12 protein-coding genes and 2 riboswitches are annotated in these 13150 nt (G+C 67.8%); of the genes, 8 read left to right on the forward strand and 4 right to left on the reverse strand.

What is annotated here, in order from left to right:
* Positions 1-20: 20 nt before the first annotated feature.
* The 4 genes from IM25_RS02130 to IM25_RS02145 are packed head-to-tail and all read left to right on the forward strand — an operon-like array spanning position 21 to position 1882.
* Entirely contained in the window at positions 21-431 is a 411-nt protein-coding gene (locus tag IM25_RS02130) for a hypothetical protein (RefSeq protein WP_033096197.1), read from the forward strand.
* Positions 428-799 carry a hypothetical protein gene (locus IM25_RS02135; RefSeq protein WP_198162526.1) on the forward strand — a complete coding sequence of 124 codons (372 nt, stop codon included), beginning with the start codon at positions 428-430 and terminating at the stop codon, positions 797-799. Before IM25_RS02130 ends, IM25_RS02135 begins: the two co-directional genes overlap by 4 nt.
* A complete protein-coding gene (locus IM25_RS25920; RefSeq protein WP_065995703.1) occupies positions 792-1439 on the forward strand; it encodes a (2Fe-2S)-binding protein in 648 nt (215 codons plus the stop codon). Before IM25_RS02135 ends, IM25_RS25920 begins: the two co-directional genes overlap by 8 nt.
* On the forward strand, positions 1436-1882 hold the full coding sequence (locus IM25_RS02145) for a DUF7676 family protein (RefSeq protein WP_006552950.1): 447 nt from the start codon (positions 1436-1438) through the stop codon (positions 1880-1882). The genes IM25_RS25920 and IM25_RS02145 overlap by 4 nt, the downstream gene beginning before the upstream one ends.
* An 87-nt stretch (positions 1883-1969) precedes the next feature.
* On the opposite strand, the gene IM25_RS02150 is transcribed toward IM25_RS02145, so the two are convergent.
* Genes IM25_RS02150 through IM25_RS02165 form a run of 4 tightly spaced genes read right to left on the reverse strand, consistent with a single transcriptional unit; the run spans position 1970 to position 6025 of the window.
* Entirely contained in the window at positions 1970-2800 is an 831-nt protein-coding gene (locus IM25_RS02150; RefSeq protein WP_019291075.1) for an ABC transporter ATP-binding protein, read from the reverse strand.
* Complete coding sequence (locus IM25_RS02155) at positions 2797-3867, reverse strand: FecCD family ABC transporter permease (protein WP_006552952.1); 1071 nt, start codon at positions 3865-3867, stop codon at positions 2797-2799. Before IM25_RS02155 ends, IM25_RS02150 begins: the two co-directional genes overlap by 4 nt.
* Positions 3864-4949: a FecCD family ABC transporter permease gene (locus IM25_RS02160; RefSeq protein ID WP_198162527.1), complete on the reverse strand. Its 1086-nt coding sequence runs from the start codon at positions 4947-4949 to the stop codon at positions 3864-3866. The genes IM25_RS02155 and IM25_RS02160 overlap by 4 nt, the downstream gene beginning before the upstream one ends.
* 8 nt (positions 4950-4957) lie before the next feature.
* Positions 4958-6025, reverse strand: a complete 1068-nt coding sequence (locus tag IM25_RS02165) for an ABC transporter substrate-binding protein (RefSeq protein WP_065995704.1) — start codon at positions 6023-6025, stop codon at positions 4958-4960.
* 227 nt (positions 6026-6252) lie between these two features.
* Positions 6253-6380, reverse strand: a riboswitch (cobalamin riboswitch).
* A 224-nt stretch (positions 6381-6604) separates the two neighbouring features.
* On the opposite strand from IM25_RS02165, the gene IM25_RS02170 reads away from it, so the two are divergent.
* The 4 genes from IM25_RS02170 to IM25_RS02185 all read left to right on the forward strand — a co-directional run bounded on the left by IM25_RS02170 (position 6605) and on the right by IM25_RS02185 (position 13038).
* Entirely contained in the window at positions 6605-7123 is a 519-nt protein-coding gene (locus tag IM25_RS02170) for a hypothetical protein (protein ID WP_084295061.1), read from the forward strand.
* 306 nt (positions 7124-7429) lie between these two features.
* A complete protein-coding gene (locus IM25_RS02175) occupies positions 7430-8935 on the forward strand; it encodes a PepSY-associated TM helix domain-containing protein (protein WP_065995705.1) in 1506 nt (501 codons plus the stop codon).
* A 211-nt stretch (positions 8936-9146) separates the two neighbouring features.
* A riboswitch (cobalamin riboswitch) is annotated at positions 9147-9364 on the forward strand.
* A gap of 144 nt (positions 9365-9508) precedes the next feature.
* A complete protein-coding gene (gene metE, locus IM25_RS02180; protein WP_065995706.1) occupies positions 9509-11791 on the forward strand; it encodes a 5-methyltetrahydropteroyltriglutamate--homocysteine S-methyltransferase in 2283 nt (760 codons plus the stop codon).
* A gap of 29 nt (positions 11792-11820) precedes the next feature.
* Positions 11821-13038 carry a cobalamin-independent methionine synthase II family protein gene (locus tag IM25_RS02185; protein WP_033096201.1) on the forward strand — a complete coding sequence of 406 codons (1218 nt, stop codon included), beginning with the start codon at positions 11821-11823 and terminating at the stop codon, positions 13036-13038.
* Positions 13039-13150: the final 112 nt, after the last annotated feature.

Here is a 13150-nt window from a genome sequence, read left to right on the forward strand (position 1 = left end):
CGAGAGAGGGTGTAATCGCCGTGCGTGTACGCGCAGCCTTCCCGAAGCTCCTTGTCGCGTTGACCTCCTCGAGCCTTCTGCTCGCCGGATGTTCGACGGCGGGTTCCGACACCGAGAACGACGCCTCGGACGAGTGCATCACCGACTTCGATGCCTCGGTCGACTACTTTCCCGACAAGTCCGAGATAGTCGACGCCGATTTCGAAGCCGTGGTCGCGCAGGCGGCCGACGCCCCGACCTGGCTCGTGGGTGGCGGCGTCGGCGGGTTCACCGCGGGGCTGGCCGGACTCGGCCGCGCCGGTGTGGTGATCGCCGCGGCGCTCGGGGCCACCGTGTTCCCCCTCAACGCCGTCACGGCCATCGTGGGGGCGCCCGTGGTCATCGCCGTCCTGATTCGTTCACGGCGTGGAGCACTGGGAGCGGCACTGTGACCTCCACCGGCGTGGAACTACGCGATCTGACCATCGGCCACGCCCGTCGTCGTGCCTTCCGTGGCAGGACGGTCACGGAGATCGCTTCGAAGGTGAACGTTGCTCGACGGGGTGAGCTCGTCGACGTGCTCGGACGCCTGGCGCGCGAGCAGAATCTGGCGGTCGTCATGTCCACCCACGAACTCGAACTCGCACTACGGGTGTCCGACCGGATGTGGCTGCTCGAAGCAGATCGCACACTGACATGCGACACTCCCGCTGCTCTCGCCGAATCCGGCCGTATCGGAGCGGCGTTCGATCGCGGACGCATGCGGTTCGATCCTCGTAGGATGGTGTTCGACCTGGAAGCGGAGGACAGCCGTGTCTGATGCGATCGGGGTTCTCGAGCGAATCGCCGTATGGAGCCCGTACTTCCGCGTGAGTACCGGACCTGCCGACGACAGATGGCGTCCCACCGCAGATCTGGCCGACCCCGCGACCCGCGACGCTCTGGTGGCCGATACTGCCGCGCGGATGGACACCGACGAACCGCGCGTGGCGGCATCGACCCTCTTCTTCGGATACGTCGCACGCGTGTGGTCGGTGGCGATCGGTTCCGTCGTCGACTCCGGACGATGCATCCGGCTCGATCCCGAGCAACTCCTGTGGCGGAACGACGCCGGACTGCACCTGCACATCACCGAACCCGGATTCGGCGACGACATCGTGACGGAAGTCCTCGACCGGCAGATCGAACCTCTCGTCCATGCGTGGCGCGACGTGGTCGCGGCCGGCCTGTTGTGGGGCAACGCGGCATCCGCTCTGATCGGTGCCGGTCGGGTGATCGGTTCCGATGCACAGCCTCTCGTCGATGACCTTCTGTCCGATCCGCGTCTGGCGGACACTGTGGACCCGGCGACCGGCCGTCGCCGTAGTTGCTGTCTTTACTACCGCACACCCACCGGCGGGGGCTGCGGCGACTGCGTCTTCCCCACCCCGCCGGACGACCGCTCGAAGGAGATGCCGTGACAGTCGTGTTCGATCCCGAGAACTATTGGAACGACATGTGGTTCGGTCTGCTCATCGAAGGCTCGGCACTGGAGGTCGCGGCCCCGAACGCACCGAAGAAGATCGGGATGTACGACGGGTACGTCACCGTCGACTTCGGCCGGTGGCATTTCCATCTGTGCATCGGCGAACACACCGCGAGTGGGCCGGAACTCGGCAGGATCCGCCGCTGCTCTCGCGCCGAGTTGTACCGCAGGATCGGCAGGGACGACACCGTCACCTCCTGGGGTCTGCGCATGTTCAACGGCCGGGACGAGCAGATGCTCACGATCATGCTGCCCACCCCGTTTCTCACCAACACTCAGCGACTGACGGAGGAACCGGTCTGGGAGCACCTCGAGGCGTGGGACCGCATCCGCGGAATTTCTGGGGCTGGAACCCGATCCACGCGATCGCACAGGTAGGGGCTTCCGGCACACATGAGTGTGAAGCCGGGCGCCGACCGAGGTCCGGCGCGGAGCGGTCCGTCCGCGAAGGCAGAACGCGCCCGGTCACCGGGCGGCCTCGATGTCGACCGACCGGTGGGGCAGGACCAGCGGTGTGCCTGCGACGGGATCGGTGATCACAGTGGCCTCCACACCGAAGACGTCGCGCACCATCTCGGAAGTGATGACTTCGCTGGGCGGTCCGGCGGTCACCAGCGTCCCCGCTCGCATCGCCACAAGGTGATGGGCATAGCGACTGGCCATGTTGAGATCGTGCAACACCAACACGATGGTGCGTCCGAGCCGGTGGTTGAGGGAAGCGAGCAGATCGAGCACCTCGATCTGATGGGCCAGGTCGAGGAAGGTCGTGGGCTCGTCGAGCAGCATGATGTCGGGATCCTGGGCCAACGCCAGCGCGATCCACACGCGTTGGCGTTGGCCACCGGACAGTTCTTCGATCGGGCTCTCGGCCAGCTGGTCGACGCCGGTCGCCGCCAGTGCGGCAGCCACCGCCCGCTCGTCTTCGGCACTCCACTGTCGGAACCACCGTTGATGGGGATGCCGGCCCCGGCCGACGAGATCGGCGACGGTGATGCCGTCCGGGGCAAGGGGCTGCTGCGGCAGCAGACCGAGGGCGCGGGCCAGTGTGCGCGCCGGCATCTCGGTGAGCTCGGTACCGTCCAGAAGGACTCGGCCGTGCTGCGGCGACAACAGGCGGGCCAGGCCCCGCAACAGCGTCGACTTGCCGCACCCGTTGGGTCCGACGATCGCCGTGATACGGCCGGCAGGCAGGCTCGTGCTCACCTGGTCGACGATCAGCGAGGATCCGTAGCCCAGGCTGAGCTGCTCGGTCGTCAACGAGACCGACCGGATCGCGTGTGCTGGCTGTGGTGTCATCCGGCGGCTCCGATGCGGTGGGCGCGGGCGAGGAGATAGAGCAGGACCGGCGCTCCGAGGATCGCCGTGAGGACTCCGACGGGCATCTCCGACGGCGCGAAAATCGAACGGCCCGCCAGATCGGCGCCGACCACCAGAAGGGCGCCGACGGCGGCAGAGGGCGCAAGGCCGATCTGCCGCTCGGCGAGGATGCGGCGAGTGATCTGCGGCGCCACCAGCGCGACGAAACCGATGGGTCCGGCAGCTGCGGTCGCCATCGCGGCGAGGACCACTGCAATCAGCAGCAACAACACCTTGCGGCCTTGACCGGCTCCGGTCAGGGTGCGGGTGAGATCGTCGCCGAGCTCGAGCAGCCGCAGGTGCCGCGACTCCACGATCAGGACCGGGACCGTCGCCGCCAGCGCGATGACAATGATGGTCACGTGCAGCCCGCTCCGATTGGCCAGGCTGCCGGTCAGCCAGGCAGCGGCACTCATGGCTCGGTGGATGTCGGAACGGGTGAGCAGATAGGAGATAGCGGAGGAAAGCATCGCCGCGACACCGATCCCGACCAGCACCAGCCGGAAGCCGTGCAGACCGCGCCGGTAAGCGATGAGCACGATCATCAGCGCAGCGAGGACCGCGCCGGCCAGCGCACCGAACACGAGCTGCAGACCGCTGCCCCCCACGACAAGCAGCACGGTCAATGCGCCCATCGCCGCCCCGGAATTGATGCCGATGATGTCGGGGCTGACGAGCGGATTGGCGGCGATGCGCTGCAATATGGCCCCCGAGAGCGCAAAAGCCGCGCCGACACCGAGCCCGGTCAGTGCCCGGGGCAGGCGGTCGCCCAGCACGACCTCGCGCTCGATGAGGGTGCCTCCGCCTCCCACGATGGTGACGGCGTCGGAAACCGAGATCGGGTACACCCCGAGGACCAAGGAAGCCGTGGCGACCGCAACGGCGGCCACGCCGGCGAGGACGGTGAGCAGCACCGAGGAGCGGCTGATCCGAAAGGAGACCGGGGTACCTCGCGGGGCCACCAGGAGCGTGTCGCGGGTTGGACCGCGGCGCACCGGCGAACTCATGTGCCGACCACCTTGCGGTTGCGGACCAGGTAGAGGAAGAACGGGGCGCCGACCAGGCCGGTGATGATCCCGACCTGCAGCTGTTCGGGTTGGACCAGGAGTCGTCCGACGATGTCGGCGATCAGCAGCAGCATGGGCGCGAGCACGATGGTCCAGGCGAGCACCCAGCGGTAGTCCGAGCCCGTGATCATCCGTGCGATGTGGGGTACCACGAGCCCGATGAACCCGACCGGACCTGCGATAGCGGTGGCGCCACCCGCAAGCAGAACCACAGCGAGAGCCCCCGCGATGCGGTCGACCCACACACGGGCACCGAGGCTGCGGGCGAGATCCTCACCCAGAGCCAGAGCATTCAACGCGCGGGTCAGGCCAACAGCCAGGACGACACCGACGGCGATGAACGGCGCTACCGCGGCCAAAGCGTCACTGTCCGAACGGGTCAACGATCCCACGACCCAATAGCGGAAGTCCTCCATCGTGGAGGCGTCCTGGAGGGTGATCATCGTGGTGACCGCGCCCAGGAGCGCGGTCAACGCCGACCCGGCCAGAGCGAGCTTCACCGGCGTGGCACCACCCGGACCGAGCGAGCCGAGCATGTAGACGAAGACGGCGGCCACCGCAGCTCCTGCGAAGGCGAACCACACGTAACCGGCAGCGCTCGTGATGCCGAGACCGACCATCGCCGAAACCACCGCCAGCGCCGCGCCGGCGTTGATGCCCAACAGTCCGGGTCCCGCCAAGGGGTTGCGGGTCAGACCTTGCATCACCACGCCGGCGAGGCCGAGCGCCATCCCGGCCAGCAATCCGGTCACGGTCCGCGGGATGCGGATATATCGCACCGCACGCTCGACGTCACTGTCCGCCGAACCTGTAACGGCCCCGACCACGTCGGAGAGGCCGACCGGCAGGGTGCCGAGCAGGACCGAGCCGAGGGTCACGGCCACCAGAACAGCCGTGGCCACCGCGAGCCCGAGTAGGCGAGTACGGTTGCCGCTCAGCAGGCCGGAACGCACGACAGGCGCGCCGGCAGCCGGGGCCGGACCGTCCGCAGACCGCTCCGGGGTCGTTGCCGCCGTCGTCACCGCCTACCTCACTCGCCCCCGTCTTGTCCGGTCTCGTCCTGGATGGCCAGGTCGGGGTGCAGCAGCGAAGCCAGCAGCTCGATTGCATGGGCGATGCGGACTCCGGCGGCGCGGTCAGCGAACAGGAAGGGATGCACGGCACCGTTCTGCACCGCCGACAGGCCCGCGAGCGCCGGGTTCTGCACGATCGTCTGCGCCTCCTCGGCGCCGTCCTGGCGGGGATAGGAGGCGTCGCAGCAGGTGCTGGTCAAGATGACATCGGGGTCGCGACGGATCAGCTCTTCGAGGTCGATCGCGACGTGGCGTCGCTCGACGAGGTCGGCGAAGGCGTTCACGCCCCCGGCCTGCGCGATGATCCGGGTACCGAAGTCGATGCCACCGGCGACGCGGATGCCACCGCCCTCATCGAGTAGGACGATCGCGACGCTCGGGCGGTCCGCCCCGGCCAGCACCTGGTCGACCGCCGCGATGCGCTGCTGTTGATCGGCAATGACCTCCTCGGCGCGCTCCTCGACGTCGAACAGGGCCCCGAGGTCGCGCAGGTCGTCATAGATCGTCTCGACGCTCACGGTGGCGGGGTCGATCGCCTCGTCCGACAGTCCGTCCGCGCTGGGGCACAGCGGGCTGAGGATCCAGCTCTGTATGCCGAGCCGGGTCAGACTCGCCCGCGTGCCGAAGCTCTCGTCGCCGGCGCCGTCCTCGGTGAACACGTTGTTGTACCCCGACAGGATGAAGTCGGGACCGGTGGCCAGAAGCGCCTCACGACTGGGGAGCTTCTCGACGTACGGCACCTGCTCCTGGGCATCTGCGTACTCGGGCAACACCTGAGCATCGAGGAAGGCGGTCTCGATCAGGCGGTCGCTGATGCCCAGCGCATGCGCAATCTCGATGGCCGGCTGGTAGGCGGCATACACGCGTTCCGGTGGCGCTTCCACGGTGACGTCGATCCCGCAGTTCTCGACGGTCATGGAGTCGGCCGACGCGGCGTTCTCCTCGTCTGCGCCACATGCGCTCGCGCTGATCAGCGTCAGACATGCGGCGGCGACGCTCAGCGTCCGACGGTTCAGCGGAGTCATGCGACGGCCGTCCTTTCGATGCGCTGGGGGAATCGGCACTCGGGCCGGATCAAGGCATGGAAGGTGCGGGTCGCAGCGACCTGATCACTGATTCCCGGTGCGTGGGCGATCGCGATGGCGCGCCCTTCGACAGGATCCGGACGCCGAAGAGGTACAGCGGAGACAGAATGGGAGAGAGATGGGTGCACGGCTTCGCGCAGCCTTTCTCGGGGTAGGCCGCCCCGATGCTGAAAGGTACGAATGGGGTGAGTATCTGGCTCGCAGACGCTTGTCGAAGCGCCGCTCACAGTGGCGGTACCGCGCCGGATTCACACCGGCTTCCTCGGATCCCATCGTGATGGACGAACTGAGGCTAGCAGGAGCCGACCATGCCCGAATTCCCGGCTCGGCCGAAGTAGGAGCCGGGGGCGGTGCAGGTCGGTGGTGGCGCAACGCCACTCGAACGGCGTAGCGGTTGTGTCCTGTTCGACGCCGGTACCACCGCTGTGCGGGAGACCGACGTCATCGCCCGGCCCTGTCCCGGCACCGGAGAAGAGACCCGAGGGGAATCAACGCTATCCTCGCGGCGTGGACTCACGGATGCCGGTGCTTGCGCAGGTGCGCGGTGCTGCCGTGGGGTCGGTGTCGGGGGCGGTGAGTACCGCCGCCCATGGTGTGGCCGGTGGCGGGATGCCGCCGAGCCAGTCGGCGGTGGTGTTGCTGCTGGCGGCGTGCGCCGGCGTCGGTGCCGCGGTCGCCGCCGTCACCGTGCGCGATCGGAACTGGGTGTTTCTCCTCGCGGCACTGACTGCCGGACAGGTGGTCGGGCACACCACCCTCTCGGTGGTCGACGACCACGCGCACGGGCTGGAACTGTCGCCCGCGATGATCGCCGCCCACCTTGCCGCTGTTGCGGTCTCCGCCGCTGCGGTGCGCGCCGTCGAAGGTGCGTGCCTGCACGTGTTGGGGGCGTTCACCCGCGTGATGCTGGTGCTCGTTTCTGTCCCGCCTGCGCAGACCGTGGTCTGGTCGGCGACCCCGCTCTATCGGGCGACGCTGTCGTTGTGGTTGCTGGCCGGCGCCGCCGCCGGTACCCGCGGACCGCCGACCGCGGCGTAGTCGGCCTCCCTACCCGATCCGCCTGCTGAGCCGTCCCCGGCGCGGGAGAGCACGCGATCGCCGACGGGTGTCCGACATTCTTCTTCCGCCGTCCTGCCTTCGCCCCGTGCTGGGGTGCCGAGTGTATGGCGTGCGTGCCCTCAGCGGCATCGACCGGATTCGATCTGCCAAGTCCCCTCGATGCCCGCCTTTCCTGACGGTCGCCTCACCGACCGCATCTCCAGCGGTGCCCGTGCTCCTGCACGGACACCGCCGAAAAACGCGCACACGGTGAGCACCTCACGACAGCCGAATCGAGACACACTCATGTCCGTTCCCGAACTCGACCGCGGCACCATCGCCGCGGACAATTCCGCCGCCGAGCCCGCCCGGGCTGCGGCGCAGGATTCTTCACCGCCGCGCAGCATGCGGCCGCTGATCATGCGGCTGCACTTCTACGCCGGGATCCTGGTGGCCCCGTTCCTGCTGATCGCGACGATCAGCGGGGGCCTCTACGCGATCGCCCCGACCCTCGAACAGGTGCTCTACCGCGACCTGCTGCACGTCGATTCCACCGGTCCGGCACTGCCGGTCGCCGAGCAGGTCCGCGCCGCCCAGCAGCTACGCCCGGACCTGACCGTCTCAGCGGTACGCCCCGCATCCGAGGTCGGTGAGACCACCCGGGTGCTGTTCACCGATCCGTCCCTCGGTGAATCCGAGCGCACTGCCGTGTTCATCGATCCCGCGACCGCCTCGTCGACCGGTCAGTCGGTGGTCTACGGCAGTAGCAGCGCGCTGCCGGTACGCACCTGGATTTCCCAGCTGCACCGGCACCTGCATCTGGGTGAGCCCGGCCGGATCTACAGCGAACTGGCCGCCTCCTGGTTGTGGGTCATCGCTCTGGGCGGGGTGTACCTGTGGGTGCAGCGCTACCGCACCCAGCGCATCCGCACCCGGCAGTCGGCGCGACTGCTGACCTTCGACCGCGGCGCGCGGGGCCGCAACCGCACCCTCGGCTGGCACGGCACCACCGGCCTGTGGATCGCGGTCGGCTTGATCTTCCTGTCGGCCACCGGGTTGACCTGGTCCACATATGCCGGGGCGAATGTGGGCGAGTTGCGTACCGCGTTGAGCTGGACCACCCCGACGCTCGATACCACCCTCGGCGTCTCGGACACCGCGCCTGCAGCCGGTGGACACGACGGCCACGACGGCCATACTGCCGCTGTTGCCGATACGGGCGCACTCGATCGCAACATCGGCGCTCTGGACCGCGTCCTTGCCGCCGCTGCCGAGCATCGAGTGACCGAACACGTCGAGATGAGCATCCCGGCCGACGGCCACACTGCCGTCACCGTCACCGAACCCCGCCAGCCCTGGCAGTTCGTCACCGACGCGGTCGCGATCGACCCGGCCACCGGGGCGGTGACCGCCACCAACACGTTCGCGGACTGGCCGCTGGCCGCCCAGCTCACCACCTGGGGCATCGCCCTGCACATGGGCATCTTGTTCGGGCTGCTCAACCAGCTGGTATTGCTCGCTCTCGCGGTCGCGTTGGGCACGGTCATCGTGCGCGGCTATCAGCTGTGGTGGCAGCGTCGCCCCACCCGCGGATCGCGCCGGGTGGCGCGCCCACCGCTGCGTGGGACGTGGCGACGCCTGCACCCGGTCACCGTCGTCGCGGTGGTCGCTGCTGCGGTGACCGTCGGGTGGTTCGCTCCGCTGCTGGGACTGAGCCTGCTCGCATTCCTGCTCGTCGACGTCGCGGTCGGTCTGCTGCGGCGCCGGCGTTCGCCCGAGCACTCCCCCGAGGGGACCTCCGCGACCGGCTGAGTCTCGCTGTCTCCGGCCCGGCGGCTCGGATCCTGCCACCGGATCCGAGCCGACCGGGCAATCCTCACACTCCCGAGTTCGTATACAGAGGAACGCATTCCGGACTTGGTAGAGCGTCGTCCAGCCCACGGACGCCGAGGAAGGAGGCGATCCTTGTATAGTCGGCGCTGCGATCGGTTCGCCGCATGTCGTCGTGAGGAGCCCCGAAGACCTCATGTGCGCGCCGAAGCACCCGATGCCGACAGGTATCGGGTGTGAGAGGGAACCCGGTGGGAATCCGGGACTGTCCCGCAGCGGTATGCAGGAACGACCGCCGTCACCAAGCACTGGACCACCAGGTCCGGGAAGCGACGGCCACTAGGTCCATCCCGACGGAATCGGGAATGGGTGCCTGCGAGTCCGAAGACCTGCCGATCGTGTCGGGCACGCCGTGCCCGACGGTATGCCGCCTCGTGGAATGGGCGCGCGCCGATCGGCAACACCTCGACCACAGGTCGAGAACACGGGGCTCGTATCGGGATGCGCGTTCATCGGGCGGTAGACCACCCAGCGACGAACACCGGAGAAAACCTGATGTCTGCTCCGACAGCATCCTCATTCACCGCCACCGTGCTCGGCTCCGCACGCATCGGACCGAACCGCGAACTGAAGAAGGCCACCGAAGCCTACTGGGCCGGGCGCCTCGACCGCAGTGGCCTGGAATCGGTTGCCGCACAACTGCGCGCCGACACGTGGTCACGTCAACACACAGCCGGGCTGGACTCGATCCCGGTCGGAACGTTCTCGTTCTACGACCACGTCCTCGACACAGCAGTCATGCTCGGGGCGTTGCCTGCCCGGGTCGCGGATATCGCCGACGACCTCGACCGCTATTTCGCCGCAGCACGCGGCACCGACGATATTGCCCCACTCGAGATGACCAAGTGGTTCGACACCAACTACCACTACCTCGTCCCCGAGATCGGACCCGACACCGTCTTCGAACTCGATGCCACAAAGATTCTGGGTGAGATCGCACAGGCACGCGAGCTCAGTGTGCCCGCTCGCCCCGTCGTCCTGGGTCCACTGACCTTCCTGCTGCTGTCGAAGCCCGTCGACGGGCAAGGACCGCTGCTCGGCCGCGTCGACGAGCTCGTTCCCCTCTATCTGGACCTGTTGGCGCAGCTCGCCGACACCGGGGTCGACTGGGTACAGCTCGACGAACCGGCGTTGGTCCGCGACCTCGACTCACCTGCCCTCGATGCGATCGGACGGGTGTACAACGCCCTGGTGCAGGCACCGAAGCGGCCGTCGATTCTCGTCGCGTCGTACTTCGGCAGCCTCGGGCCGGCGCTCGAGCGGCTCGCACGCACCGGAGTCGAAGGTCTCGCCGTCGACCTGGTAGCCGGTAGCACCACCGGAATCGCAGGCCTGCCCGAGCTCGCCGACAAGCTCATCGTCGCCGGCGTCGTCGACGGCCGCAACGTCTGGCGCACCGACCTCGAACAGGCCTTGTCGACGCTGGCCACCCTGCTCGGTTCCGCCGCCGCCGTTGCGGTGTCGTCGTCGTGCTCACTGTTGCACGTGCCGTACACGATCGATGCCGAACCGGATCTCGACGCATCGCTGCGCACGTGGTTGGCCTTCGGCAGCGAGAAGGTCTCGGAGATCGTCACTCTCGCGACCGCTCTGCGTACGGGATGCGACGCCGTCACCGACGAACTCGCCGCTGCCCGTACCGCCGCACAGGTGCGGGCCTCGGATCCGCGTCTACGCAACGATCGGGTGCGAGGTGTCCTTGCCTCGATCTGCACCGACCGCCCCCGCCCCCCTGCCGATCGACGGCGTGAGATCCAGCGTCGCCAGCTCGATCTGCCACTGTTGCCGACGACCACGATCGGCTCGTACCCACAGACGGCCCGCATCCGCGTGGCCCGTGCAGCGTTGCGCACGGGTGAGATCGACCACGGCGAGTACGTGCGTCGGATGCGCGACGAGATCGCCGACGTGGTTGCGCTGCAGGAGGAACTGGGACTCGATGTCCTGGTGCACGGCGAACCCGAGCGCAACGACATGGTGCAGTACTTCGCCGAGCAGCTCGACGGATTCTTCGCCACTGCCAACGGCTGGGTGCAGTCCTACGGCACGCGCTGTGTGCGGCCGCCGATCCTCTACGGCGACGTCGCCCGCCGCGGCCCGATGACCGTCGACTGGATCACCTACGCCCAGTCCCTCACCGACAAGCCGGTCAAAGGCATGCTCACCGGCCCCGTCACGATCCTGGCGTGGTCGTTCGTCCGCGACGATCAGCCGCTCGCCGAGACCGCCGACCAGATCGCGCTCGCGATCCGCGACGAGACGGTGGACCTGCAGGCCGCCGGGGTGCGCATCATCCAGGTCGACGAGCCTGCACTTCGTGAACTCCTGCCGCTGCGCGCGTCGGAACAGCCCGACTATCTGAAGTGGGCGGTCGGTGCGTTCCGGTTGGCGACATCCGGTGTCGCCGACTCCACGCAGATCCACACCCACCTGTGCTATTCGGAGTTCGGAGAGGTGATCGAGGCGATCGCCGAACTCGACGCCGACGTCACGTCCATCGAAGCGGCCCGCTCGCGCATGGAGGTCCTTGACGATCTCGACGCCGCGGGATTCGACCTCGGCGTGGGCCCCGGCGTATACGACATCCATTCGCCGCGGGTCCCGAGCGAGGACGAGATCACCGCACTGTTGCGCAAGGCTCTGCAGGCGGTGCCCGCCGAGCGACTGTGGGTCAACCCGGACTGCGGGCTCAAGACCCGCGGCACGACGGAGGTCACGGCCTCACTGGCGAATCTCGTCGCCGCTGCCGCCACCGTGCGCGCCGAACTGAACCGATAACTACCGCACTACGAAGAAGGTCGTCGACAATGTCCACCCCTCGCATTCGCACCACCCATGCGGGAAGTCTCCCGCGCACCACTGCCCTCGTCGAAGCCAACCGAGCACGACGAGAAGCGGCAGACGGCTTTCGCCTCGATACCTCCGAGGAGTTCGCACAGTTGCTCGGCAACGAGGTGACCGCGCTGGTTCGGCGCCAGGTCGACCTCGGCATCTGCACTCCCGGCGACGGCGAGTACGGCAAGGCCATGTCCTCGACCGTCGATTACGGTGCCTGGTGGTCGTACTCGTTCCAGCGCCTGTCCGGTCTCCAGTTGACCGACGGGGGACCGTTCGGCAGTACACCGATCCGGTCGACACCCGGCAACGTGCGTCTGACCACCTTCCCCGACCGGCGCGACTGGACGCTGTTCGCTGAGGCCTACGGCGATCCCGACAGCGGGGTGTCGATCGGGAAGGAGGCACCCCTCTTCCCTACTGCGACCGGACCGGTCACCTATATCGGCCACGACGCCATCGCGTCGGACATCGCGAATCTGAAGTCCGCGCTGGCGGCCGCAGGGGTCGAGAACGGTTTCATGACTTCCTTGTCACCGGGTAGCGCCTCGCGGATCGGCAACGAGCACTACGCAACCGAGGAAGAATTCATCTGGGCATGCGCGGATGCCATGCGCGAGGAGTACAAAGCGATCATCGACGCCGGTCTGATCCTGCAGATCGACGACCCGTCCGTCGCCGAGAACTGGGACCAGATCAACCCCGAGCCGACCGTCGAGGACTACCTGGCTTTCACCCGCATCCGGGTGGAAGCGCTGAACTACGCCCTGCGGGGTCTGCCCCAGGACCGGATCCGCTTCCATCTGTGCTGGGGCAGTTGGCACGGCCCGCACACCACCGATCTCGAGTTCGAGTACCTCGTCGAAACCATGCTCGACATCGACGCCGGGTCGTACTCGTTCGAGGCCGCCAACGTCCGTCACGAACACGAGTGGCGGGTGTGGGAGGACGTGAAGCTTCCCGACGGGAAGCAGATCGTGCCCGGCGTCATCAGCCACGCGACGAACGTCGTCGAACATCCCGAACTCGTGGCCGACCGCATCGAACGTTTCGCGAATCTCGTCGGTGCGGAGAATGTGGTCGCCTCCACCGACTGCGGACTCGGCGGACGCATTCATCCTCAGATCGCGTGGGCCAAGCTCGAATCCCTGGTCCGAGGCGCGGAGTTGGCGACGAAGCGCATCGCATGACATGACCGCAAACGATTGGGCCCGCAGCGTTGAACGCTGCGGGCCCGATCGGAGGCATCCCGGGGTCAGGAGACGGTGACGGAAATATCCCGGGATGCAGTTCGAGCGGGTG

Origin of the sequence: Rhodococcus sp. p52, from assembly GCF_000763325.2 — a bacterium.
In the GTDB taxonomy this organism is placed as follows: Bacteria; Actinomycetota; Actinomycetes; order Mycobacteriales; family Mycobacteriaceae; genus Rhodococcus; species Rhodococcus pyridinivorans.

Coding starts and splice junctions, on each gene's coding strand:
- IM25_RS02150 (WP_019291075.1), bottom strand. CDS start 2,800: ATGACACCACAGCCAGCACACGCGATCCGGTCGGTCTCGTTGACGACC.
- IM25_RS02155 (WP_006552952.1), bottom strand. CDS start 3,867: ATGAGTTCGCCGGTGCGCCGCGGTCCAACCCGCGACACGCTCCTGGTG.
- IM25_RS02165 (WP_065995704.1), bottom strand. CDS start 6,025: ATGACTCCGCTGAACCGTCGGACGCTGAGCGTCGCCGCCGCATGTCTG.
- IM25_RS02170 (WP_084295061.1), top strand. CDS start 6,605: ATGCCGGTGCTTGCGCAGGTGCGCGGTGCTGCCGTGGGGTCGGTGTCG.
- IM25_RS02175 (WP_065995705.1), top strand. CDS start 7,430: ATGTCCGTTCCCGAACTCGACCGCGGCACCATCGCCGCGGACAATTCC.
- metE (WP_065995706.1), top strand. CDS start 9,509: ATGTCTGCTCCGACAGCATCCTCATTCACCGCCACCGTGCTCGGCTCC.
- IM25_RS02185 (WP_033096201.1), top strand. CDS start 11,821: ATGTCCACCCCTCGCATTCGCACCACCCATGCGGGAAGTCTCCCGCGC.